The sequence below is a fragment of the Bacteroides sp. OF03-11BH genome, from assembly GCF_003604005.1.
Taxonomy (GTDB): Bacteria; Bacteroidota; Bacteroidia; order Bacteroidales; family Bacteroidaceae; genus Bacteroides; species Bacteroides ovatus.
Genome location: NZ_QTMW01000002.1, coordinates 273,867 through 300,188, shown reverse-complemented (window position 1 = coordinate 300,188; position 26,322 = coordinate 273,867). Strand labels below are relative to the sequence as shown.

The 26,322-nt window shown below is 41.3% G+C and carries 13 protein-coding genes; 9 read left to right on the top strand and 4 right to left on the bottom strand.

Annotation, left to right across the window (positions count from 1 at the left end):
• The first annotated feature begins 34 nt into the window (after positions 1–34).
• Positions 35–1,288 (top strand): acetylxylan esterase, encoded by a 1,254-nt coding sequence (locus tag DXA54_RS02815; RefSeq protein WP_004299805.1) that lies wholly within the window; start codon positions 35–37, stop codon positions 1,286–1,288.
• Positions 1,289–1,468: 180 nt separating this feature from the next.
• On the opposite strand, the gene DXA54_RS02810 is transcribed toward DXA54_RS02815, so the two are convergent.
• Positions 1,469–3,553 (bottom strand): BT4734/BF3469 family protein, encoded by a 2,085-nt coding sequence (locus DXA54_RS02810; protein ID WP_120078933.1) that lies wholly within the window; start codon positions 3,551–3,553, stop codon positions 1,469–1,471.
• 1,050 nt (positions 3,554–4,603) lie between these two features.
• On the opposite strand from DXA54_RS02810, the gene DXA54_RS02805 reads away from it, so the two are divergent.
• Complete coding sequence (locus DXA54_RS02805; protein ID WP_004305010.1) at positions 4,604–5,038, top strand: hypothetical protein; 435 nt, start codon at positions 4,604–4,606, stop codon at positions 5,036–5,038.
• A gap of 177 nt (positions 5,039–5,215) precedes the next feature.
• Here DXA54_RS02805 and DXA54_RS02800 read toward each other — a convergent pair whose 3' ends face one another.
• Positions 5,216–5,416, bottom strand: coding sequence for a DUF2007-related protein (locus DXA54_RS02800; protein ID WP_055279560.1), 201 nt, complete (start codon positions 5,414–5,416; stop codon positions 5,216–5,218).
• Positions 5,417–5,583: 167 nt separating this feature from the next.
• Positions 5,584–7,224: a pectate lyase gene (locus DXA54_RS02795; protein WP_120078932.1), complete on the bottom strand. Its 1,641-nt coding sequence runs from the start codon at positions 7,222–7,224 to the stop codon at positions 5,584–5,586.
• 282 nt (positions 7,225–7,506) lie between these two features.
• On the opposite strand from DXA54_RS02795, the gene DXA54_RS02790 reads away from it, so the two are divergent.
• The 6 genes from DXA54_RS02790 (at position 7,507) to DXA54_RS02765 (ending at position 20,105) form a co-directional block, all read left to right on the top strand.
• Positions 7,507–9,126 carry a pectinesterase family protein gene (locus tag DXA54_RS02790; RefSeq protein WP_120078931.1) on the top strand — a complete coding sequence of 540 codons (1,620 nt, stop codon included), beginning with the start codon at positions 7,507–7,509 and terminating at the stop codon, positions 9,124–9,126.
• 21 nt (positions 9,127–9,147) lie between these two features.
• Positions 9,148–11,628: a glycosyl hydrolase family 95 catalytic domain-containing protein gene (locus DXA54_RS02785; protein ID WP_120078930.1), complete on the top strand. Its 2,481-nt coding sequence runs from the start codon at positions 9,148–9,150 to the stop codon at positions 11,626–11,628.
• 111 nt (positions 11,629–11,739) lie between these two features.
• Positions 11,740–14,991 (top strand): SusC/RagA family TonB-linked outer membrane protein, encoded by a 3,252-nt coding sequence (locus tag DXA54_RS02780; protein ID WP_120078947.1) that lies wholly within the window; start codon positions 11,740–11,742, stop codon positions 14,989–14,991.
• 10 nt (positions 14,992–15,001) lie between these two features.
• Complete coding sequence (locus DXA54_RS02775) at positions 15,002–17,077, top strand: RagB/SusD family nutrient uptake outer membrane protein (protein ID WP_004305005.1); 2,076 nt, start codon at positions 15,002–15,004, stop codon at positions 17,075–17,077.
• Positions 17,078–17,093: 16 nt separating this feature from the next.
• Positions 17,094–18,767: a DUF5123 domain-containing protein gene (locus tag DXA54_RS02770; RefSeq protein ID WP_087322794.1), complete on the top strand. Its 1,674-nt coding sequence runs from the start codon at positions 17,094–17,096 to the stop codon at positions 18,765–18,767.
• A gap of 33 nt (positions 18,768–18,800) precedes the next feature.
• Complete coding sequence (locus DXA54_RS02765) at positions 18,801–20,105, top strand: pectinesterase family protein (protein ID WP_120078929.1); 1,305 nt, start codon at positions 18,801–18,803, stop codon at positions 20,103–20,105.
• A gap of 36 nt (positions 20,106–20,141) precedes the next feature.
• Here DXA54_RS02765 and DXA54_RS02760 read toward each other — a convergent pair whose 3' ends face one another.
• A complete protein-coding gene (locus DXA54_RS02760; RefSeq protein WP_120078928.1) occupies positions 20,142–24,521 on the bottom strand; it encodes a two-component regulator propeller domain-containing protein in 4,380 nt (1,459 codons plus the stop codon).
• A 212-nt stretch (positions 24,522–24,733) separates the two neighbouring features.
• Here DXA54_RS02760 and DXA54_RS02755 point away from each other — a divergent pair, with 212 nt between their 5' ends.
• Positions 24,734–26,275 carry a glycoside hydrolase family 28 protein gene (locus tag DXA54_RS02755; protein WP_120078927.1) on the top strand — a complete coding sequence of 514 codons (1,542 nt, stop codon included), beginning with the start codon at positions 24,734–24,736 and terminating at the stop codon, positions 26,273–26,275.
• Positions 26,276–26,322 lie beyond the last annotated feature (47 nt).

Sequence of the window (26,322 nt, the reverse complement as noted above, 5' to 3'; positions counted from 1 at the left end):
GAAAAGACTGTTTTTTATATTCATTTCTTTCTGCATGGCGGCGGCTCTGTCCGCCCAATTGCAGGAAAGAATGGTTAAAGTGAATGTTGTACCTGATCATGTCGATTGGAAGTACGAACTGGGTGAGAAGGTGAAATTCAACGTTGTGGTGACAAAGAATCGTGTACCTCAAGAAAATGTGACTGTATGGTATGAAGTTGCTCAGGATATGATGCATCCATTACTCAAAGATACCATTGTCTTGGAAAATGGTGTGCTGACATTGGATGCCGGAACCATGAAAACTCCTGGCTTTTTGCGTTGTCGTGTCTGGACAAAATATGACGGTAGAACTGTTGAAGGACGGGCTACGGCTGCCTTTGAACCTGAGAAGATAAAACCGACAGCTGTTTTGCCAAACGATTTCAATACTTTCTGGGAAAGTGCCAAACAGGAGAATGTTCGAATTCCTATGAATGTGAAATTGCGTTTACTGCCCGAACGTTGTACCGAGAAGGTGAATGTTTATGAATGGAATGTACAGAACTACCGTTTGAACAGCCGGGTATATGGTATTCTTTGTGTGCCGGTAAAGCCCGGAAAGTATCCTGCTTTATTGCGGGTACCGGGAGCGGGAGTACGGGGATATGCCGGTGCGATTGTAGAAGCGGAAAAAGGTATGATTACGTTGGAGATTGGCATCCATGGTATTCCGGTAACATTAGAACCGTCCGTTTATGCTAGTTTGAGCCAGGGAGGACTTTATCGATATCAATATCAGAATTGGGACAATCGTGATGAAGTTTATTATAAACGCGTCTATATGGGATGTGTACGTGCGGTAGATTATCTTTGTTCTATGAAAGAATTTGATGGCAGCAACCTCTTGGTGCAGGGAGGTAGTCAGGGAGGTGCGTTGGCCATCGTCACGGCGGTTCTTAATCCGCGTGTGACAGGAGTCGTTAGCTTCTTTCCGGCACTTAGCGATTTGAGCGGCTATGAGAAAGGACGGGCAGGTGGATGGCCGCATTTATTCAGAGATTCCACCGATGCTGTCGAAATCAGAAAGAAGAAATTGGAAGTATCTTCTTATTATGATGTGGCTAATTTCGCAAAGCAGCTGAAAGTCCCGGTCTTCTTCTATTTAGGATATAACGACATGGTATGTCCTCCTACTTCCACATTTTCTGTATATAACGTAATTACTTCCCCTAAAGAGATTGTGATAATGGAGGAAGCCGAGCACTATGCTTATCCGGAACATTGGTCACAGGCTTTGCAATGGATTTATTCTAAACAGGGAATGTGAGAGGGGCTCTTATGATTCGTATGTTACTACTCATATAAGATTTGTACCTGTTTTATTGTCATACTGTCAGGGATACATTCAAGTAGATGAATATCAGCACTCTGTCACCTGACAATAACCATTGATAATAGGCTGACAATAAAATATCCCGACTTTTATTGTCAGCCTTACTTTTATCTCTTATAATACCTTTATAACCTGATAAACAGTACCTTTATAAGTATGCTTCGAAGGAATACCGCATTTTTGCAGCAATCTCCCGAAGTGATATACTTTGTTATCAGACAATGACATACCGCTTTTCTTTTTCAGATAATTTAGTATTTCGACCGGAGTAAGAAATTCTCCTTCCTCTTTCGTTTGCGCAGCTTTAAAATACTGATAAAACAATTGCAGCATAGCCGGTGTTTGCTCAAACTCACGGTTATTTTCAGTCATAATCTGCTCATCTTCACTGTCAAACCAGTATCGTTCACCATGATAAATCTCGTGCATGGCTTGTGCGTAAAGCTGTTCATAGTCTATCGGCTGTGTAGTGTCGATGTTTCCTGTCACTTCAATGCAGATGAAACGACGGCTTCCCGAAGGATCAGTCAGCAAATCTTTCTGATTGCTTGTACCGATAAATGAAGCATACCGCTGCAATTCAAGTACCGAGCGACCATGCGGTTTCCGAAGATTGACCACGGGCTTTTGGAGAATATGTTTCAGAAATCCCTGTTGTGGCAGGGTAATCTGGTCAAACTCATCGATGTTGATGAGCGCAAATCGATTCAGATACAGTTCTGCGTCCCGTTTTTGGCTGAAATCAATACTGTCTGTATAGTAAGCGCGAAGTGCAGGCGGAATCATTTCACGGCAGAAAGTTGACTTATGAGTTCCTTGTGCCCCCATTAATATGGGCGATGTATTGTTCGCATGCATTTTATCTACCCCTCTCCAATGTGAAACCATATTCAGGAACCAACGGTGGAAAAGCAATTCCCAATGCGGATTCTTGCAAGGAACCCTGTTTGCCAAAGCATGAATACGGTCTTTGCCGTCCCAATGAGGCAGATGAAACAGAAACTCTTCCAACGGATTGTAGATCGGCACACGGTTGGAATGTAAGTATCGGTCTATATCCCTATCCCATACGCCAATACCTTCGGATTGTGCGTCGAGCATGATACTGTTTTGTGCCCGTTTGTCAATGGGATGAAAGTAAAACTGAAACGAGAAACGCTCCCGATATTCCACTTCCCCGATCTGCGTATTATAACGGAACTCATAACGACGGTTCATAAATTCATCCATTTGCAGGCTAAGACGTTGCTCTTTAGTCAGGCAGCTGCTTTTGGGCACTCCCTTACATTCCTTATATACGTTTCTTATCATTTCGCGTACCAGCATCGGATTTTTTCTTTTGTAATAACGCGTGATGGTTCGTCGGGTTACCTCCTCTTCCGGGATGCCGGAGTAGTAACAATTTTCGGCAAGCGGGACTACTAATGTTTGCAAATCATGATCGTTTCGATGCCAGTCCGTTTCCATTTCTTCGAATGTTTTCCGCAATGCCGCTTCATAAAGCAATGCTACCGTATCTTCCGTGTCATACCCCGGCAGTGCTCGATTCAGCGGAGATGCTTCAGTGCTCGATTTCTCATGATAAGTCATCTCGCCGGGCATACCGATGGGCTGTGAAAGATAGAAAGGTACGGGAGCGGGACGATAAATCAAGTCCGGATCATAACTAAGACGTGAGAATTGTTCCAGTTTCGGCTCTTTTAATAGAATGTTGAAGGGAAGTTGAGGCTGATAACATTTAATGGCAAGCCGGTAAGCATGTGCCTGAAACACTTCGGCTTCTTCCGTTGTTTGCGGTAAAGTGCCGTCCGGACGGGTGAAGCAAGTCCATATCTTGACGCTTTTACCACTTGCTCCCATAAAAGCCAGCATTGTTTGGGGAAGTTCGGCAGCCTTTTGCTTCACGATTTCCACTTCTGTCTTTCCGGCTAGCGGACCGATGGTCAGTTCTACAATGCCATTGTAGGTTTTCATTCGCTTCACTCCGTTCACTCGCCCGAAGGCTGCTGCGGGAATCACTCGTGGTAGTTTGCTGGCGAGGGAACAAGGCTCATCGGGTAGAACAAAATGCAGGGCCTGACGTAATCCGGTTACCGGGCGGAGCTTGGTTTCTTTTTTCATTTTTTCTATCAGCAGGTCGATGTCTGTTACGCTTAGTGCCTCCGTATCTCCGTTTTCCCTGATTTGTGTAATCTTCATTTTTCTTCTCTTGATATTTAATGAGAGTAAGTGTTTGTTATTGGTTTCAAAGGTACGGATAAGGTATCTGTAAAGCAAACTATTTGCGCTTTATCGCGATAAAGAATGTGCTTTCTTGTTATACTCTATTCAAGAAGGCGGACTTGAAACATTAACAAGCAAGTAAAGATATGCTCGCCACTGTGTATTGTTGCATAAAGACACCGTTATTCTTACGTTAACTTACCGGTATTGGTAGTTCGCCACGGTCGTGACGAGATCTTCCCACGGCCGTGGTAGGAATTCGTCACGGCTGTGGAAAGAAGTAACCACGGCCGTGGGAAGGTAAAGATACCGGTACTTTAGCCGAACAATACTGCTGCTTTAGCCGAACAATGCTGCTGCTTTAACGGAACAATACTGTTACTTTAGCAGAACAATACCTGCTTCTTTAGTGAAAGATACCGGATGTGCAGTACTCATTTAACTACTCATTTAACGGGGCGACATTCGCTTCGTAGCGAGTTTATATTTCTTATAGGCTCTTTGCTAATATTGAACTTCCTCTCTTTCAATACAAAACTTCCTGTATTTATTTCCGTATTTCCACTTTGTTTCGAAAAAAAAGCATATCTTTGTCATACGCTTTCTGTTCACCAGCGTGGTGAAAACAGGTAAGAAGCGTTATTTATTTTGAAATAGGAATATTATTGCATTATCCCTCGTCCTTGAAATCTAGCAAGTTTCTGTCCGTAGAGGGGTGGTTCAACAGATATTCCACGTGAACGGTCGTATATCAACATATTGATGGAAGATGTGTTATATATAAACGATTAGCGTGGATGTCTGTTGTTATCATTATCTTATGGACGGGTTTGCTAGGCCTCAAGGACAGATAATGATTCAACAGCATTCACGCTTTTCTTGTACCCGGTTGGTTTCATGATCCTTATAAATCCCCAACTCCAATCTCCTGTCCGCCCGGAATACAAAAAGCGCGAATGTTTGTTGAATCAACATCAATAGAGTGCTATTTATTCCTTGTTGTATAACAAATTAAAAACAAACACTATGTCACAATGGATTAGCATAGAAGCGGCAGCCGAGAAATACCGACTCGAAAAAGAGTATATCTGGCTCTGGGTGGAAATGAAAAAAATCACAGTGTCTTATGAGAACGATACAGTTTCCATAGATGATGATAGTATCCAGCAATTCATAAAACGGACTAAGCTGGGAATTACGTCTGAATATATCGATGAGTTAGAGCAACTTTGCATGGAAAAAAACAAAACCAGCAGATTGTATGCTTCACTCTTGAATATGCGGGATCAGGAATTAATGGCAATTAGAGGACAAAGTTCGCGACTGGACGGTTTATGGAAAATGGTGGAGGAACAATACGAAAGACTGCGATCCTTCGAGAAGAATTCTATGTCGGACAACGCTATTTGTAGCAACTGCTGGATCAGAAAGATATGCAGGAGATTGAAACGAATTCTATAATTCTGCCGTGAATTTAATCTATTAAATAGCAGGCTGACAATAAAAGTACGATCTTTTTATTGTCAGCCTATTGTCATAGCTTATTGTCAGGGCGCAATGAGTTGCTAGTCACCGTATTATCCAGCCAAAACTCCTGCTGACAATAAGAACCCTCCAATTTATATGTAAACCTAAAACCTATGAAACTTTTCTGTTATTAATTACACGCATGGCCGCAGTATAGTATTCGCAAGGAACAGAAATCAAAATACTGTTTAAACCATTGTCTTTCGTTGACACTTGAATATAAGCTTCATTCAACAAACTCTTTACGCTGGCTACTTCCCAAGGACTACCAGCAAAAACTTTGACTTGAGAAATCTTTCTACTTGTAATCATGATCTTTATAGTGTGTTTTTGTTTTTACTGCGACAAAGATAAGAGAGAAAAGCAACATAGAGGTGCAATATTGTTTCATCTATAGTATACAAATGATTCATTGAATCAGGATTTGTATTAATTGACCAGTTTTTTGCGTTAATAAGAGTTGTTTTCCCTCACATCATTCATTTCTTATTTTGCGTATTTGTTATTGTTTCTACAAGGCTATTGATATAAACCTCTATATTATCATAGGCAGTACTTAGATTTCTTCCGTTTGCATCATATTTGTTTGGGTTCAATCCGTTGGCGGTTTCCCATTCGTCAGGCATGCCGTCATTGTCAGAATCAGTAATTTGTGGCAATGATTTTAATGTTGGCCATGCGCTCCAGTCGCTACCAGCTCCGGAAGGCTTTAGGTCTTTCTGACTATCGATAAGTCCGCCCTTAGGATAATTCTGACTTTTCCAATGGATGATACCTTTGTCGCAATGTTCACAAGGACCGTTCGGGCAGGGGGCATCTCCTAATCCGTTGTGTTCGTTCTTTCCGATGAATTGTGCCGTTCCTGTGCGTGTCTCTTCAACGATACGAGTATCTATATCATCTCGTTTGAGACTGCAACCCGCATATTTCAACACCAGCTCGTAAGCTTTTTGTGCTGTGTGGGTAGTTACCGCATCTACTTCTACCGGAGTATCCCGTTTCAGTTCATCGAGAGAGTGACCGGTGTTGTTACGGATACCAGTCCAGTTGTCTTTGTTCACTTTTGCGGCTGCTGCTTCTGTCAGTTGGTTTCCTGCCTCGAAGTAATTCCGGCTGATATGATACTGTCCCAATACCCCTTTGATCGGTGCAAAATCTCCATCAGAAGAGCTGATGTCGATAGCCATCACACGGTTGGCCACTTTGGCATCCGTAGCGGGTCCGGGTTTGTAGTAGTTGTCCACAATGTTAATACCCATTGCTGCGCCGCCATAACATCCGTTACCGCTCCAGTTATAAATAACATTATTACGCATATCAGTACGTTCCTGACCTTGATATTTTACTCCGGAACCGAAACGTGGTGTGCGACTGTCATGGTGTGCCATCAGATTATGATGATAGGAAGCGTTGACTCCTCCCCAAATACCGCCATATCCATGAGGGCCTTTGGTATGTCCCGATAAGCGGAGACTTTCTGAAATAATACACCATTGCATAGTAAAGTTAGTATTATCATAGAATGAAGCACATTCGTCAGTGCTCCAACTGATGGAACAATGGTCAATCATGATATTGTTTTTCTGGCGTCCTCCCAGAGCATCTGCACCGTCGGAAGCCGAAGAGCCCAGCAAATCCGTATCTCCCATTCGGAAACGCAGGTATCGTAGAATTACATTATCGGCCGATACATTTACTGGAAAGTGAGCCAGGCAGATACCGTCTCCGGGAGCTGTCTGTCCGGCTATCGTGACATCACCGTTCCGAATGTCCAGTGTTGATTTTAGATAAATGGTGCCGGATATACAGAAGACAATTATACGAGGCTCCTTTTGTTCGATGGCATACCGGAGGGTACCCGGTGCTTTGGAGTCTTCCAGGGATCTGACAATATATACCTTTCCACCTCTTCCTCCTGTAGTGTTCATTCCTCCTCCTTCAGCTCCGGGAAAGGCATATGCTGTTTCTTCTACTGGTGGAGATATGGAGGGAGAATCCGGTGGAGTCTCCTGTTCTTTATTATCTTCATTGACTGAAGATGTGGAACAGGAGGAGAACGATTCTACTTGTGTGGCAAACAGTAGTGCCACGAAAATGAATTTTACCTTGTTGTTTTTCATATCTTACCTGATTTTTTATAAAATGTGATGATAGTGATACTGATACAAATGTAAGTGGATAGAATTTGATAGACAACTGGTTGCATAGATAGTGCACCAGATTGCACAAAAAGTCCGCAACTTTTGAATGGTATTAAAAAAGTCCACGCAAACAAACAAATAGTGAGAAAGTATTCATGTTGTTCCGTATACTTTTGTAACGTGAAATAGTAACTGCTCAAGGCAGGACGACCAAATAATAATGGAATAAGAATCTATCATTAAGAATATAACAAATAATTTATGAAAGCACATTTATTTTCAAAGATGTCCCAAGGACTATTGTTGTTATCAGCTTTGCTGGCAACAAGTTGCAAGGAAAGTAGCAATAACTTTTTTGTTCCCGACCATGAAGCCCCTTCTTTGGTGTCTGTAACTCCTGCAAATGGTGAAACGGCCGAAGAAAACAGTACGATTCTGCTTACTTTTAACGAGTATGTGAAAGCGGGAGAAGGGAAAGCGAATTTTAATGGGGAGGAAGTGGAGTTGACTTTCAAAGGTAAAACAGCGTCTTACGCTTATACTGCTTTGGACTATAATCAGGCCTGTCAGTTCAGCCTCCCCAAAGGTGCAGTCATAGACTTTCAGGGAAATGTATTCGAAGGTGTCAGTATTCAGTTTACAATCAGAGAACGTCCTCAACCGGAAGCACGCATATTTGATGCGGTGGTCAGTCCTGACGGAAAAGGAAACTATACCAGTATACAGAAAGCAATAGATAATGTCCCCTCGAAAAGAACAGAACCCTGGCTCATTTTCGTGGCGAACGGAACGTATGAAGAACAAATTATGATTCCTGAAGACAAACCGTATATTCATCTCATCGGACAGGATGTGGATAAGACAATTGTCAAGTTACGAATTAACAGCTCAACCGAAGCCAGTGCGACTGATCCGGATGTGTGGAAGTACTCTTATAAGAACTTAGGAAAAACGGAAGCCGCTATGGTATCAGTGAAAGCTACGGATTTTTACGCCGAGAATATTTCTTTTGTAAACGGATATGGTAAGGAGTTGCAGAAAGGTCCTATGGCATTGGCTATGTATACCCAAAACGATCGTAACTCATTCAATAACTGCAAGTTTCTCTCTTATCAAGATACATGGCAGACAGGACCTAAGTCGGATAATGGCAGACTGTATGCACAGAATTGCTGGATTGAAGGAGCCGTTGATTACTTCTATGGAAACGGGAATTGCTTTCTCGAACATTGCACCTTTTATAATATGAGGGATGGCGCAATTATTGTTGCTCCTTCTCATAAAGTAGGAACACGTTGGGGATATGTGTTGAATAATTGCATTGTGGATGGAAATGAATTGGCTGATACAGAAAGTGTCAAGTTGGGGCGTCCCTGGCATAATTCTCCGATAGCTGTATATCTCAATACGATTTTTAATATAAAGATAGCTCCGGAAGGATGGACGGATATGGGAGCTATTCCTCAAATGTTTGCTGAATATAACAGTAAGGATAAGGAGGGGAATACTGTAGATTTAAGCCAGCGTAAAACGCAATATACCTATCAGGATGAACAAGAGAATCCGGTGACAGGCATTTGTCAGGCTGTCCTTACGGCAGGTGAAGCAGCTCGGTATACGTATGAAAACGTTGTTCGTGAGGGCGATAATTGGGACCCGAAGAAATATATGGAACAAATATCCGCACCGGAAAATCTGAAAAGAGAAAACGGAATATTAAGTTGGGATGCTTCAAAATATGCAATTTGTTATTTGGTAATTGCGAACGATGAAACTGTACAAATAACCAAGGAAACGTCTTGTAATGTTGAGGAAGGAAAGACATATCAGGTGAAGGCCGTTAGTGAGTATGGGGCTTTGAGTGAACCTTCAAAAGAGTGATGACAATTAAAACTTTAAAATATGAAAATGATAAGTAAAGTATTCAGTTGTATGTTGGCTTTTTCTTCTCTGTTGGGGAATGTGGAAGGACAAAACATCTATAGAATATGGTATGACAAACCCGCTTCTTATTGGGAAGAAGCACTCCCGGTTGGTAATGGACGGATTGCAGCAATGGTGTTCGGTGACCCTCAACTGGAACAAATACAGTTGAACGAAGAAACAGTGTCGGCGGGCTCTCCTTACCAGAACTATAATGAAGAAGCAAAAACGGCTTTGCCGGAAATGCGCCGGTTGATTTTTGAAGGAAAGTACGAAGAAGCGCAGAACATGGCGGCAACGAAGATTCTTTCACAAGTGGGGAATGAAATGCCTTACCAGACAGTGGGTCGTCTGAATATCCGTTATCAAGATCACAAAAAAGTAAATAATTACTATCGTGATCTGGATATAAGCAATGCAGTAGCTGTGACTCGCTACGAAGTAGACGGAGTGGAATTTACCGAAGAAACATTTGCATCATTTACCGATCAACTGGTTATCAGGCATATCAAAGCATCTAAACCGGGAACAATCAATTGCGAACTGTTTTTTAATACCCCGATGAGAGATCCGAAACGTAGTATTTATGGAAAGAAAGGTTTGCGGCTGGAAGGTATTACGCATGGTAGCCGTTATTTTCCGGGTAAAGTGCACTATTGTGCCGATTTGGATGTGAAACATAAAGGTGGGAAAGTGATAACTGCCAATGACACGTTGCTTAGCGTTCAAGAAGCCAGTGAACTTACATTGTATATCTCGATGGCGACTAACTTTGTCAACTATAAAGATATATCGGGCGATCCGTATCAACGGAATAAAGCTTATTTGAAAAATGCAGCGAAAGATTATAGTAAAGCGAAAGCCGCTCATATTGCTGCTTATCAGAAACAATTCAATCGTGTAACTTTGGATTTGGGTGAAACTTCCCAAGCCAATAAGCCGATGGATGTACGTATCAAGGAATTTTCTTCATCCTATGATCCGGCATTGATAGCATTGTATTTCCAGTATGGACGTTACTTATTGATTTCATCTTCACAGCCCGGATGCCAGCCCGCCAACTTGCAGGGCAAATGGAATCATAACCCGGGACCTCCCTGGAGCTGCAATTATACAACGAATATTAATGCTGAAATGAATTACTGGCCGGCGGAAATCACCAACTTGGCCGAACTTCATAAACCATTCATCCAGATGGTACGTGAATTGAGCGAGAATGGGCGTGAAGCTGCCAGTCGAATGTATGGTTGTCGTGGCTGGGTGTTGCATCATAATACGGATTTGTGGCGTATGACGGGTGCGGTGGACCGTCCTTATTGTGGGACATGGCCTGTGGCTAATGCATGGCTTTGCCAGCATTTATGGGACCGTTATTTGTTTTCCGGTGATAAGAAGTATTTGGAGGAAGTATATCCGATGATGAAAAGTGCTTCGGAATTCTTTGTCGACTTTCTGGTACGCGACCCGAACACGGGTTATCTGGTTGTCACTCCTTCCAACTCACCCGAGAATTCTCCGCGCTGGATAAAGAAGAAAAGTAATCTTTTTGCAGGAATCACAATGGATAATCAGTTGGTTTTTGATTTATTTTCAAATACATGCGAAGCTGCCAAAGTGCTGAACGCAGATACTGATTTTTGTGATACATTGAAGAATATGCGCCGGCAGTTGCCTCCGATGCAGGTAGGGCAGTACGGACAATTGCAGGAATGGTTTGAAGACTGGGATCATCCTAATGATCGTCACCGGCACATCTCTCATCTTTGGGGGCTATATCCCGGTTATCAGATTTCTCCTTATCGTTCTCCGGTACTCTTTGAAGCGGCAAAAAACACATTGATACAACGGGGAGATCCTTCTACCGGTTGGTCAATGGGATGGAAAGTTTGTTTCTGGGCCCGTATGCTTGACGGGGACCATGCTTATCAGTTGATAAAGAATCAGCTGACTTATGTCAGCCCTGAAATACAAAAAGGACAGGGAGGCGGAACGTATCCTAATTTATTCGACGCGCATCCACCTTTCCAAATAGATGGTAACTTCGGTTGCACGGCTGGTATTGCCGAAATGCTGGTGCAAAGTCATGATGGTGCGATTCATCTGTTGCCTTCATTGCCTTCGGAATGGAAGAGCGGGACAGTGAAAGGGTTGCGTGCCCGGGGAGGTTTTTTGATTGATGAATTGACCTGGAAGGACGGTAAGCTGGTAAAAGCTGTGTTACGTTCGGAAACCGGAGGCAATCTGCGCCTGCGCTCTTACTGGAAATTGGCTGCTGAAGGAGCATTGTTGAAACAGAAGAAGGAAGAGGAAGCGAATCCGAACGCATTATTTAAAGTACAGCAAATCTCACGCCCGATGATTAGTGAAAAAGCGCCTTTAAAAGGAGTGGCATTACGTGATACTTATTTGTATGATGTGGATACACGCGAAGGAGAGGTGATTATTGTTACAGTAAAATAAGACATTCTATATAAAAAGTCCACGCTTTTGCATAAATAATGAGTGGAAAACAGATGTAAAAGTGTGACTTTTGTAACATCAAAAATGAAACAAATTAATCAAGATAATACTATGGATGTACAAAGACATTTATTTTTGAGAAGATGCTTTGCGTATATATGTTGCTTGCTCTTGTGCTTTATAACGGCGACAACAGTATATGCACAGAAGGTATCTGTGAAAGGAACGGTGGTGGATACCAACGGCGATGCTATTATTGGTGCTAGTGTGAAGGTGTTGAAAAAGTCCTCCGTCGGTACAATTACCGACTTGGATGGAAATTTCACTTTGTCTGTTCCCGAAGATGCAACAAAGTTGGAAATTAGTTTTGTAGGAATGAAATCAGTTGTTGCGACTGTGAAACCGGGCAAACATCTGAAAGTTGTGTTGGAAGAAGACAATCAGACTTTGGACGAAGTGGTAGTGGTAGGATACGGAACCTCACGTCGCGGAGATTTGACCGGTGCGATTTCTTCAGTGAGTGAGAAGGTTTTGAAGGATATTCCGATAACTTCTGCGGCTGCGGCTATTACAGGAAAACTGGCAGGTGTGAATGTAGTGGCTACTGATGGATCGCCCGATGCAACAATCCAGATTACAGTACGTGGTGGTGGTTCTATTACCCAGGACAATTCACCGTTATATATTGTTGACGGTTTTCAGGTGAGTAATATCAATGATATTCCTCCCGGTGATATTCAAAGCATTGATGTTTTGAAAGATGCTTCTTCTACCGCCATCTATGGAGCTAAAGGTGCGAACGGCGTTATTCTTGTTACTACCAAAAGCGGTAAGGCGGGAAAAACAGAAGTCTCATTCAATGCTCACTGGGGTGTCAGTAATGTGTATAATCTGACGGGGGTACTTTCACCTTACGAATACTACTGTTATCAGAAAGAACTTGATCCGGGCACCTCTCTGACTAGTAGCATTAATTCGATGTATGGACGTTGGGACGACCGCAATATTTATCGTTCGGTAGAAGGCACGAACTGGCAGGATAAAGTATATGGAAACACCGGATTCAAACAAAGCTATAACGTTGGTATAACAGGAGGAACGGATGCCACATTGCGTTATAATTTGAGTTATACGCGGGATGATGAGAAGTACATTATGCTCAACTCCAATTATGTGAGGGATAACTTGAGTGTGAAGATGGATAAAAAGTTAAGTAATAAATTGAAGTTTGAGTTTTCCAGCCGTCTGACTAGAATGGTGATTGACGGTGCGGGTACCAATGGAGGTAAATTGAGAGATGCCGTTCTTTTCTCGCCAATCAACAGCCTTGCAAGTATAGATGCGGGAGATGCTTTGGGGGGTGAAATTGATTACTCGGATGATGCATTGTTATCATCATTGAATGATCCTGTATATAATACGGTGAATGAGTATAAGAAGCAAAACCAGTTTTCTATGACTTATAATGCCGGATTTAACTGGGAAATTGTTAAAGGATTGACTTATCAGCTGAAAGGTAGTTACGCATACACTTATAATTATACCGATAATGTCTGGTTAAAGAAAACCGGAGAGTCGAGCTCCAATGCCGGTCAGCCCGTAGCCAAACGTACGGATGAGAAAGGTGCACGATGGAACTTGCAGAACATATTGAGTTACCGGTTCTCTCTGAAAAAGAATCACCGTCTTGATCTGATGGCCGGACATGAAATGGTGAGTAATTACAGAAATCAGATGATTGCCTCATCCAAATATTATCCTATGGATTTTACGGCGAGCGAAGTGTTGGCTATGTGGAACTATGGAGAATCCCAACCAACGTATACCACTCTTGGTGAACCTTCTCGTACGGCATCTTACTTCGGTCGTTTAAACTATGCTTTCAAAGACCGGTACATGTTCACTTTTACAGCCCGTGCCGACGGAACGAATGTGTTCGCTCCTGAAAACCGTTGGGGATTTTTCCCGGGTATGGCATTGGCATGGCGCATTTCCCAGGAAAAATTTATGAAGCAGACGGAAGACTGGCTGGATAATCTGAAACTTCGTGTGAGTTACGGGTCAGTTGGTAATGCGCGTGTCAATTCATACTGGAGACAGGATTATAAAATGGAATCTTCTGCCAATAGGCAATATTATCTGAATGAAACAGTACAGAGTGCCCTGAAATTGCAGAACACCTTGCGGAACGAGAATCTGACTTGGGAAACGAAGTTATCCTCTAATGTGGGAATAGATGCCAGCCTCTTTAATAGCCGTTTGAATGTGACGGTTGACTTCTATAATGATATAACGAAAGATTTAATCTTACGCATGGATCTTCCTTCAAATTCGGGATATGAATATCAGTATCAGAATGTAGGCCGCAGTACGAACAGGGGAGTTGAACTTACGCTTAGCGGAACGATTATCAATAGTAAAGATTTCTATCTGGGCGCTAACTTCAATATATCATTCAATAAAAATATAGTGAATAAACTGGATGGAACGGCAACCGTATTGAGTGCGCAATCCAACTGGCGACCGGATATCGGCTCTGATGATTTTCGTGCTATTGTAGGTCAGGCGGTAGGACAGATTTATGGATTCGAAGTAGAGGGCTTTTATTCTGTAGACGACTTTACGTTTGATGAGAATACGAAAAAATGGATACTGAATGAAGGGGTAGTAGATGACAGGGCTTTGTTCTCTAACGACCTGCCTAACTTTGGTCCGGGCTTTATCAAACTGAAGGATCAGAATAATGACGGTGTGATCGATGCGGATAATGATCGTAAAGTGATCGGTAGTGTACAACCAAAGCATATTGGCGGATTCGGGCTGAATGCTGCATGGAGAGGGTTTGACTTGGCGGCAATGTTCAACTGGTCATATGGCAATAAAGTATATAATGCCAATAAGATTATGGCATCCACTCATACGAATCGTAAATATAATAATATCAGAGATTTTATGAGTTTGGAAAACCGCTGGTCGATTATTGATCCGGAAATGGGTGCCAATGTAATGTATGGTAATGATGCCAATCCGGAGCGCTTTGTTGAAATCAATTCCAAAGCCTCTATCTGGATGCCTATGATGGGGCGTACGCTTGTGACGGACTGGGCGATTGAAGATGGTTCTTTTTTGCGTTGTAGTAACCTGACGTTAGGGTATACGCTTCCGGTTACTGTGACTCGTAAGCTAGGAGTCAAGAACCTGCGCGTGTATGCTACGGCCAATAACCTGTTTTGCTGGACAGCTTATTCCGGACAGGATCCTGAAGTGAGCACACAACGTTCTACCCCTTTGACTCCGGGTGTGGATTATTCTGCATATCCGAAAGCGCATTCTTATGTATTCGGTCTTAATGTTACTTTTTAATACTTGAAAAATGAAAATACAGAAACTATTTTTAGCGGTTTTATCCTCCTCTGTGTTATGCACCTCGTGTATGGATAATTTTTTGGATACCGAAAGTCCTTCTATTCCAAGTGATGAGAATCTGTTTAAATCGACCGCTCTGACGGAAGCAGCCCTGATGGGTGTGTATGCGACAATGACGGACACCTATATATATGGTCAGAAACTGTGTGTCAACTGGCAGGGAGCTTCTGACGTGGAGGTTGGTTCGGGTGCGTTTTCTACGGAAAACTATAATTCGACACTTCGTGATGAAGGTGCTGGCAATTTTTATGACGACAATTATAACCGGAATACCAGATGGGACAAACTTTATTATCTGGCAGAATCCGCCACTACTATCGTAGATGGTATACGTCGGTCACCGTTGATGCAATCTACTTCGGACAAGGCTGCCATGCGTAGATATTTAGGAGAGGCATTAGCACTAAAAGCGTTAGGCTATTTTGAATTGATCCGTTATTGGGGAGATGTGCCATATAAAGAGCATGCGTCTGAAAGCGGATTGGGAAATGTCTATATAGGAAAAGTGGATCGTGATATTGTTTATAATTATATCATAGAGGATTTGAAAGAGGCAATTGAATATCTGCCTTGGATGGGAGAAGAATCATATACGGTAGAACGCATGAATAAAGGTTTTGCCAAAGGACTGCTGGCAAAAGTAGCGCTATTTGCCGGAGGATGGTCTGTACGGGATGGAAATCAGTTTCCGGACTTGGATGTGGAACATCATCCGACCATTCCGGAAATGAACGGATATTTCGTCGGTCGCCCTAAGAATTGGAAAGATTATTATGAGCTGGCTGCCAAACAGTGTGCGGAGATTTTGGGAGCGACTGATAATCCTCATGAGCTTGATCCCAGTTATGAGAATATTTGGTCTACTGTCAATCATCTGGAATACAACAAGTATAATGAAAACCTGTTTGAAGTTGCTTTTGGTGAAGGACAGAATGGAGATGTGGGGGCCACGATGGGATACAACCTGAACAGAGGAGTTTTTAATACCACCCAAGGTATGGGAGGGGCAGGATATGCGGCTACTACTGCTTACTATTTTTATTCATTTGATCCGGCAGACACCCGTCGGGATGTTACTTGTGTTTTCCAGGAATATATCAATGAGAATGGAAAAAATAAGGAAGTTATTCGCTGTAATCCATTAGGAGTGGCTTGTGGTAAATGGCGTTGGTATTGGATGACTGATAATTATATGAAAGTCCGTTTCCCGAAAGCTAATTCACGTATTGCTACTGGTATCAACTGGATTTTGATGCGGTATTCAGATATTTACCTGATGTTTGCGGAGGCTCAAAATGTATTGACAGGGCCGGATGCAGTTAGTCCGATTGCCGGTATGTCTCCCCGACAGGCTTTGGAAAAGGTTCGTGAAAGAGCATTTGGTACTGGTGCTCCCGAAATCACGCAGTATGACGCGGATTTCTTCACGGCTATTGTCAATGAACGGGCATGGGAGTTTGGTTGTGAATCTATTCGTCGTCAGGATTTGACACGTTGGGGATTGTTGGCGGAGAAAATAGAAGAGATGAAAATAGGTCTTTGTATGTTGTATGACTACAAGCCGGTGACTATTTTCGGGAAGACTTATCAAGTGGATGAAATACCGAGAAAAATCTATTATAAATATGAAGACTCTGATAATCCGGAATACATTGATATGTCGTCTGTTAACTTCAATGAGGATATGGGAACCGGTACTGCTTCTACATCAAAAGGACAGTATGAGTGCAACTGGATCAGTATGCAGGTGACATTGAATAAGGATGGTGATATAAATGCAACCCTGAATACTAATTATGTGAAAACAATGGCTAGAATATTGGTTTGCGGTACAGGACTGAATGCGTCTTACGACTATTCGAATTTGTTTGGCAGGCTGAACTGGGGCGGTGAAGCCGAAGCGGAGTTCCGTAAATATTCTGTTGGTAATGGAGTGTGTAATTATCGCCATGTATTCGCTATTTATTATGAGGATGTCAATAAGACGCAAGGGTATGTTTCTAATTCGTATGGTTATAAATAATTAATGGCAGGAAAAAATGAAAAGACTAGTTAATAGATTATCCGGAGCATGCCTGTATGTACTATTGGCTTTGATAGTGGGTATGTCTTCCTGTGAGGACGATGCCAATGACTGGACAGTTAATAAGAACTATGATGCTTTGTTCCGTCCGTTGACGTTCGATAAGTCGGCTACCGATGCGACTTCGGTTACATTAAGATATTCGCAGATTGTGAATGCAAAAGTCTATATTTTTGAGTTTTATACGGACAGCTTGGAGTTTAATGCGGAAAATTATGTAAGGACAGATACGATTCTGAAAGATACATTGACTGTATTTTCAGAGAGTAATACGCCTATGAGGGTGGAATATCGTACTTTGTTTCAGGAGTTCAACGGTTCTACGCAATATTCTGTTCGTATGAAAGGAGAAGATGCGCAGGGAAAGGCAAGCACTTATGTCAGTGTAGCATTTAAAACTCCGGATGAGCAATTATTTACCGGAGTGGAAGTTACAGCTAATTCCGCAACCTTGACATGGGAAGAAACGAACAGGGTAACTCATCTGACGTTGGCTCAAATGGTGGATACGAAATATGGTGAGGAAAAACAGATTGATTTGACTTCGGAAGATATAGCGGCTTGTTCAAAAACACTCTCCGAATTGGAGAATGGAGCGACCTATCGTGTTCGGATTTATAATAATGATGCATTACGTGGTTCGTATGTATTCAAGACACTGGGATTGGGTGGTAGCGAAATCCTTTTTGTGGAGGCTACGGAAACCGGAGTCATTGATTTAAGTACATTGTTATCTAATTTTGTGAAAGAGAAAGAATGTAGCAATGTAACTGTCCAACTTACTCCGGGGGCGGTGTATAAGGTAAGTGAACTAAAGATTCCGGGATTGGATAATATTTTGTTTACCAGTACGGAAGCTAATGAAAATAATCGTCCACAGCTTATTGTGACTAATAAAATATCATTGGCTTCTCCGATACAGTCTCTGTCATTCGAGTTTGTTTGCCTGAATGGAAATGGCGAGGCCAGTTATATGACGGATTGGAAAAATAGTTCTTATGCCCAGTCTATTTCATTCACAGGCTGTGCTATACAGAACATAAAACGTACGCTTGTACGTATTAGCGATGGAAGTGGTGTGTTCATGACGGATATTACGATCGATAACTGTGTCATATCCGAAGTTGGTACGGACGGATATGGAATGATTAATTTCGGAAAAAATATCGATCAGTTGGAAAGGGTTTCTATAACGAATAGTACATTGATTAATATTGGTGACCAGTTGATGGACGTGAAAGGGGGAATCGGTGATGTGATATTGGAAAATTGTACTTTCTATAATTCTATGGATGCTAAGAAGGAATTGCCTAAAGTTTTCCGTTTCGATAATGCGGCAAGTACTCCGCCTTCTCCGAAATCTGCGACAATGCGGAATTTGATTTTCTCCGGTCCGAACAAAGGAAAGAAAATGAATAGTGGAAATGGTGCTTATGACATTTTGAACTTCTCTGATAATTGTTATATCACCTCCGACCTGCAGGAAGGCAATAACAGGTTTGAAGAAATAACGAGAATAAAACAAAGCTCGGATGACTTGTTCGTTGATCCATTAAACGGTGATTTCCATATTAAACCGGGAGCCGGGTTCGCCGGAACGGGTAATGCTGGTGATCCACGTTGGTATTAATTGATCCTATAATTGTTAGGTATAAAGAATATCATGAAGAATATTGTATTATCAATTTTATTGATGAGTGCCTGTGCAATGATTTATGCACAGGCGGACTCATCGCCTTATCAGGCTATTGTAGCTGTTGATGGTAGTGGAGATTATAAAACGGTTCAGGAAGCAATCAATGCTGTACCTGACGGACAGACGAAACCTTGGTTGATTCTGATAAAGAATGGCTTGTATAATGAGCAGGTGATTATCCCTAAGAATAAGCCATACGTACATTTAATAGGCCAGGATAAGGATAAGACCATTATTCATTTAAACTTGAATGTTGGTAGTAAACTGACCGGTAAAGAAATAGGTGGAAAAACAGCTTATTGGGAACACTCGGTTCATAATCCTTCCTCTCCAGTTTATAAATACGAGGGATCGGTAGTGGTGGTAAAAGGAGACCACTTTTATACGGAAAACATTTCGTATGTGAATGACTGGGGAGTTTTATCAGATAATGGTCCGCAGGCTTTGGCTATGAATAGTCAGGCAGATTGTGCTTCCTTTTATAATTGTAAGTTCCGTTCTTTTCAAGATACTTGGATGACTGCCAATAATGATGTCAGTCGGCACTATGTGAAAGATTGCTGGATAGAAGGCGCGGTAGACTATTTTTATGGTGGTGGTGATGTGTTGCTGGAAAACTGTACGCTTTATAATGTACGGAGTGGAGCAGTAATAGTGGCTCCTTCCCATAAAGATGCCAAATATGGTTATGCTTTTCGTAATTGCACTATAGATGGAAACAGTGAAGCGGCTGACGGACGTTTGAAGTTGGGGCGTCCATGGCATAATAATTCGAAGACGGTGTATATCAATACCATCATGCTTATCCCTGTCGCTGATGAAGGATGGACGAATATGGGAACGGTTCCCGGGATTTTTGCCGAATACAATAGTCGTGATGCACAGGGTAATGTGTTGGATTTAAGTAAACGCAAAACGGAATATCAATATAAAGACCGCCAAACCGGTAAGGAAGTATCGGGTACCTGTCAGGCAACTATAACGAAAGAGGAGGCGGACAAATATACGTACGAAAATATGATTCCGGGTAATGATGGCTGGAATCCGCGTATTATGATGGAGAAATTAGGAAGTCCGCGCAGTCTGGTTTATCAGCAAGGCACTCTTAAATGGAATCCTGTGAAAAATGCGATCGGATATATTGTATATGATGGAGAACAGATTCTCGGGACGACTACTGATACCTCTTTTCCGGTGTCGAAAGTGAATTATGCTTTGAAGGTATCTGCCGTGAATCAATATGGAACGCAAGGTAAAAAAGGTGTATTGTAATTGAATATAGAAAACTGGTAAGGAAAGGGGAGGTGCTTATGAGGCATCTCCCTTTCTTTCTTTATATTCTGTAGGAGTGACTCCCATGATTTTTTTGAAGCGCCTGCTAAAGTACTTCGGGTCATTGAAACCGGTCATATAAGCAATTTGGGAGAAACTGTATTCACTTTTTTCAATTAGCTGGGCGGCTCGTTTGATGCGCATTTCACATACGAAATCTACCGGAGTCAGCCCAACAATGGATTTTAATTTTCGGTAGAATACCGTACGGCTTAACATTAGTTTGTTGGCGAAGTCGTCGATGGTGATATCTGTATTATCCATTTGTTCCTCCATAAACGCCATTACTTGTTGCATGAATTGTTCATCGTATGGAGTCACTTGAGGTTGTGAAGGCTCCCACCCATTTATATGATCCTCTTCTTGAGTATGCTCTGACAGTTTCGATAAATATAGATCTTGTAGCTGTTTACGTTGACGGAGCAGCGACAAGATTCTGGTTTTTAAGTATGTAGAGCTGAATGGTTTGGTAATGTAGTCATCGATACCTTGTTCCAGTCCTGCTATCCGATCATCTAAAGAAGATTTTGCTGATAGTAATATGATAGGAATATGGCAGGTGTCATGATCGGCTTTGATTGCTTTCACCATGTCTAATCCATCCATGACCGGCATCATAACATCACTGATTATCAGATCCGGAATGTACTGCTGTGCATATTTTAATCCTTCTTTTCCATTTGTTGCTTCGAGAACAGTGTAAGTCTCTGACAGGATATTCCATAGGAAATGACGTAATTCATTGTTGTCTTCGACAATAAGAATGGAAGTTTTTTCATCCTCTGCGTCGGTTTTATTTTCATTCTTTGCGTATGCTGCCTTGAAGGATGTACTATCCGAATCTTCTTCAGTAGCTTGTATCGTCGGTGAATTATTGTCACTGTCGGATAAAATAAATTCGGCTTGTTGATCGTCTGCAAATGCTTTTTCTTCCTTAGGAAGTGTGACAATGAATTCACTTCCACTTCCCGGCTCGCTTTTCACTTGGATATTTCCGTGATGTAATTCTATTAATTCGCGTACCAGTGAAAGCCCAATGCCGGATGAGGGCTGCAGGATATTGTATTGTGCCAGTGTTTCAAATCGATAAAATAGGGATTGTTGCTTTTCGGGAGCAATGCCAATGCCTTCATCAGATACGGAGATGGTGACTTGCTCCGAACCTGTTATCATATTTACCGTTACTTTCTTCCCGTTCGGTGTATATTTGAAGGCATTTGAAAGTAGATTGAAGAATATCTTTTCAAATTTGTCACGGTCTACCCATGCGTATATTTTGTCTGTATTAGTTTGAAGTTGGAAATCAATTCTCTTTTCTTTTGCTATAAGGTGGAAGCTTTCCATTATCTTCTGTAATTGGGAAACGAGTTCTGTCTTTTCTACCAACACTTTCATCTTCTTATTTTGGATTTTGCGGAAATCCAGTAGTTGATTAACCAGACGAAGCATACGTTCTGTGTTTTTATGTACCAAATTTAGATGTTCCCGAACTGTCGGAGAGATTGCTTCATGCGCTAGAATTTCTGATACAGGGCTGGATATTAAAGTTAAAGGAGTGCGTAATTCATGTGAAATATCAGTGAAGAAGCGTAATTTGATATTGGATAAATGTTGTTCCAAGTCAACCTGATGCCGCAAACGGTAGATATAGAACAGAATGTATACAATGATAGTAGTGAATAACACGAACATGACAATATAGAATAACCATGCCCAGTATGTTTCCCAAAAAGTGGGTAAAACATGAATGGGGAGGGTGCGTATATTATCGGTCCATACTCCGTCGCTATTGCTGGAACGGATTTGCAGTTGATATTCTCCGGCAGGTAAATTTATGTATGTTGCAGAGCGGTTATTACCGGCTTCGTTCCATTCTTCTTCCAGGCCTTGCAGGCGATAGGCGTATTCGATGGCATCGGGATTTACATAATCAATGGCTGCAAATTGAAAGGTGACATTACGTTCCGAAGGATTTAGTTCCAGTTCTTTTATGTCATCAAGTGCTACATGAAGTTGACTTCCTTGTATTTTGAGTCCGGTAAATACAATAGGAGGTACATAAGAACTTTTTTTCATTTGTTCTGTGTTGATTTCAAGTATCCCTTGATTGGTTCCGAGAACGATTTTCTTTTGACTGGTTAGTGTGGGAACTGCTTCAGTGAGATTCAGTTCTCTCTGAAAGTAATTACTTCCATAATTCTCAAATGTTCCTTGTTGTGGATTGAATTTGGATATGGAGTTTTCGGAGATTACCCATAATTGTTTTTGAGTATCTTCGAGCATTGAAAGTACCAAATCAGAAGCTAATCCGTCTTTGATTGTATAACTTTTGAATTGTATATCTTCCGTGAGCAGATTTTTAGAGATAACCTGGCTGATTCCTCCGGTGAATGTTATTACATAAGTGTTTTTTCGACTGTCAGTAAATATCTGCATGACATCATTACTGCTAAGGCTGGAATCTACATTAGGGATACGGTTGCTGTGATAGAACTTAATTTCTTCAGGCTGATCGAACTTATTGGAGAATGTAAGTAAACCATTGGTTGTGCCAATCAATAACACTCCGTTGGGGGCTTCTGCGATATGTCTTATTTTGAGTGAAGTAGAAACAGGATAGTTTTTCAGCCGGTTGCCGCTATGGATAAAGTTGGTAGAACCATCAGGTGCTTGTGATAATAGGTTGAGACCACCTCCATAACATGCGATCCATATATTGTCATGGCTATCCTGAATAATACTATAGACACTATTGTTACTTAAACTGTATGTATCTTGTGGCTGATGGACGAATTGTTGTAAAAGATAAGAGTGTTCGTTTTTCTTCTTTAGAAGGATGAGGCCGTCTTTTTTGGTTCCCATCCATATATTTCCTTGTTTATCTTCCATAAAACAGTACACACTTTTTCCGAAAGTAACCTCTTGAGGGGTGATTATGCCCTGTGGAGAAAGGTAGCCTTCTAATGTCCCATCCGGACGGTAAATTCTGACGTTTCCCTTTTTGGAAGCAACCCAGAGACGTTTCTGTTTGTCGGCAAGAAAAGCACGTATTTCCAATCCATTGTCTATGGGACGTATTTTGTATTTATTGGGATAGAAAGATATTTTGTCTACGCCCCGGTCATTGGTAATCCATACATTCTGTTGCCGGTCGGTATAATAATAACGAATAGAGGGGGCAAATAGGGAAGCGGGATTATTTTCATCTGCAAAGTATAGTTTCAGTTGATTACTGTCGCGGTCATAATAGCACAAATGCCCTTTTTGAGGACTCATCCATAGTGTGCCTTCATGGTCTTCAAAGATCATGTACCGGTTGTCGCGTTCATATTGGATTAGGTTTTGTATAGGAGCTGTGAAGTGCTGCTTATCTCCTGTTTTCAGATTTAGCTTTATCACACCGGAGGTATTGGCAAAGATCCAGACTTCTCCGGTTTTGTCCTGATAAAAGAAATGAGCTTCATTGGATGGCTGGGTGGCTGTTTGTATATTAAAATGTTGGAATTTTTTCTTTTCTGTATCGTATGTTATAAATCCGTTGTCAGTTCCTAAGCCGATCTTGTCATTAGAAGGGGAAATGGAAGATATGGAATAGATATCTGTGACAGGACATGGTAGCTCCTGGAATTTTATATTTCCGTTCTTGGGATCATATATTGCGATTTTTCCGGAAGTTGAGATAAGATATATTCTCTTATTATATTCTTTGACCATTTTGAACGGATAATCGCTGTTGATTCGTTTTTTCCCGATGATGGTTACTCCCTTATCTGTCATGATCCATTCGTCCCCGTCGGAATCTTCGTAAATGTCGAATATCTTGTTTCCTTTTAAATTTTGGTTGAAACTGCTGTATAAAATGATATCTTTTCCTTTTTTGCAGGTTTGCTCATTGATTCTGAAAGCATAACCTTGTTCGCAGGTGATCCATGTAATCCCTTTATTTAAGGTATAGATATTGCTGACTGTGTTGGTCTGTTGCAGGGATGATTCAATAGGAAGGAGTATGTCAATAAACTTCTCTGTTTGAATATCGAATAGATATGCACGGTTATCATAAGATTTGCACCATATATCTCCGTCTTTGCTTTCTGTAATATAAGAGAAGCGGTTGGTCGTTAACGTACAGCCGTCTCCCGGGAATGCTTTGTAATTTTTAAATGTGTATCCGTCGAATTTGTTCAGTCCATTCCAGGTGGCGAACCAAAGAAATCCTTTTTTGTCTTGCATTATATTCACTACTACTCCTTGCGAAAGGCCACTATTGACAGAGAAGTGTTTAATCTGGCAAAGAGGTTGAGCTGCTACAGTCAGACTGGTGTATAAGCATAAAAGGAAAACATAGAGTGTCTTCATGATATTATAAATTATGTGTAGAGCAAAAATAGATAAAACTGGATTAAAAAGGAAATATAAAACCGTGATTGAACATAAAATGCACGCTTTTGCATATTTAATCCACCTGTCTATCCTCTATCAAGCACAATTATTACCCTATAAGGAGAGAAGATACCTCGTACTTTTGTTTTGACAATTAGAACTGGTAAAATTTTAAATGAAAACTATAAATGAAACGTCTATTTATTTGTGTAGTGGGACTTGTTATAGCCGTAACCGCATGGTCTCGTACCTTTAATATGAAGGGGCTTGGAGCTGATCCCCGAGGTATTGAATCTTGTACGGAGTTAATAAACCAAACGATTGAAAAAGCATCTTCTGAAGGTGGAGGAACTATTTATTTTCCGGCAGGTGTTTATTTGACAGCCACTATCCACATGAAAAGTAATATAACTTTGTATGTGGAGTCCGGAGCTGTTCTTCGTTTTTCAGATCGTTTTGAAGATTATCTTCCTTTTGTGAAGATTCGTTGGGAAGGTACAGTGATGAATACTTTGTCTTCCCTGATTTATGCGCATGATGCGGAGAATTTGACTATAACCGGGCGTGGAACGTTGGACGGTAATGGATTCAAATGGTGGAGCTGGGAGAAAGAAACACGGGAGCTGATTAAAAAGAACGGAGGAAAATTGCCTGCTTTGAATAAACTACAACGAATGTGGGAAGAGGCTAATGAAGATCTGGAAATTTCGGATTATTATAAACTTTCTTTAGAGCGTCGTATGTTTCGGCCTCCTTTTATTCAGTTTTATGAATGTAACAATGTGTTGATAGAGAATGTGAAAATTGTCAATTCTCCTTTTTGGACCATAAATCCGGCTTTTTGTGATAATGTAACAGTGCATGGAGTGACGATATATAACCCTTCAAAAGACCCAAAAGGTCCCAATACGGATGGAATAAACCCTTCTTCTTGCCGGAATGTGCGTATTTCTGATTGTTTTATTAGTGTGGGGGATGATTGTATTACAATTAAATCGGGGCGTGATGCTGATGGACGGAAATATGGAAAGGCATGTGAAAATATAACGATAACTAATTGTGTTATGCTTTCCGGTCATGGAGGGGTAGTTATTGGTAGTGAAATGTCAGGCGGTGTAAGGAGAGTGACAATTTCTAATTGTGTTTTCGATGGTACGGATTCCGGTATTCGCTTGAAATCTTCTCGTGGGAGAGGAGGGGTTGTTGAAGAGCTTCGGGTAGATAATATCGTCATGAAGAATATTCAGCGGAATGCCTTCATCTTTGATTTGTTCTATGATAAAGAATCAAAAGTGGAACCTGTCAGTGAACGGACTCCTGTTTTCCGGAACATTCATTTGAGTAATATCACAGGTTCTGATATCAAGCAAATTGGTTATATTAAAGGGATTGAAGAAATGCCTGTACAAGGTTTGTCCTTTTCAAATATTAATATGAAGGCAGAGGTTGGATTTATAGTTGATATTGCTGAAGATATTCGTTTTGATAATGTGGATTTCTCTTCGCAGACTGGTTCACCGTGGCAATTCAGTAAGTGTAAGCAGATTGTTCTGAATAATGTTAGATCGAAGTATCCTGTAAACCAACAACCGATTGTTACTTTTGAAGATGTCGATAATGCTATTATTAATAATTGTTTTCAGATGACTCCTGTGAAGGATTTTTATAAAGCTAATAACAGTCATATTATTGAAGGACATAATTATTGGAAAAAAGAGAGTTTTAAATAAACAGGAACTATCATATTATTTCTGTTGAATTTTATTGTTGGGTAGAT

Bases quoted from the DNA above. Each gene is read 5' to 3' on its own strand.
- DXA54_RS02790 (WP_120078931.1), top strand. From the start codon at position 7,507: ATGAAAGCACATTTATTTTCAAAGATGTCCCAAGGACTATTGTTGTTA.
- DXA54_RS02785 (WP_120078930.1), top strand. From the start codon at position 9,148: ATGAAAATGATAAGTAAAGTATTCAGTTGTATGTTGGCTTTTTCTTCT.
- DXA54_RS02810 (WP_120078933.1), bottom strand. From the start codon at position 3,553: ATGAAGATTACACAAATCAGGGAAAACGGAGATACGGAGGCACTAAGC.
- DXA54_RS02755 (WP_120078927.1), top strand. From the start codon at position 24,734: ATGAAACGTCTATTTATTTGTGTAGTGGGACTTGTTATAGCCGTAACC.
- DXA54_RS02760 (WP_120078928.1), bottom strand. From the start codon at position 24,521: ATGAAGACACTCTATGTTTTCCTTTTATGCTTATACACCAGTCTGACT.
- DXA54_RS02815 (WP_004299805.1), top strand. From the start codon at position 35: ATGGCGGCGGCTCTGTCCGCCCAATTGCAGGAAAGAATGGTTAAAGTG.
- DXA54_RS02765 (WP_120078929.1), top strand. From the start codon at position 18,801: ATGAAGAATATTGTATTATCAATTTTATTGATGAGTGCCTGTGCAATG.
- DXA54_RS02800 (WP_055279560.1), bottom strand. From the start codon at position 5,416: ATGATTACAAGTAGAAAGATTTCTCAAGTCAAAGTTTTTGCTGGTAGT.
- DXA54_RS02775 (WP_004305005.1), top strand. From the start codon at position 15,002: ATGAAAATACAGAAACTATTTTTAGCGGTTTTATCCTCCTCTGTGTTA.
- DXA54_RS02795 (WP_120078932.1), bottom strand. From the start codon at position 7,224: ATGAAAAACAACAAGGTAAAATTCATTTTCGTGGCACTACTGTTTGCC.
- DXA54_RS02780 (WP_120078947.1), top strand. From the start codon at position 11,740: ATGGATGTACAAAGACATTTATTTTTGAGAAGATGCTTTGCGTATATA.
- DXA54_RS02805 (WP_004305010.1), top strand. From the start codon at position 4,604: ATGTCACAATGGATTAGCATAGAAGCGGCAGCCGAGAAATACCGACTC.
- DXA54_RS02770 (WP_087322794.1), top strand. From the start codon at position 17,094: ATGAAAAGACTAGTTAATAGATTATCCGGAGCATGCCTGTATGTACTA.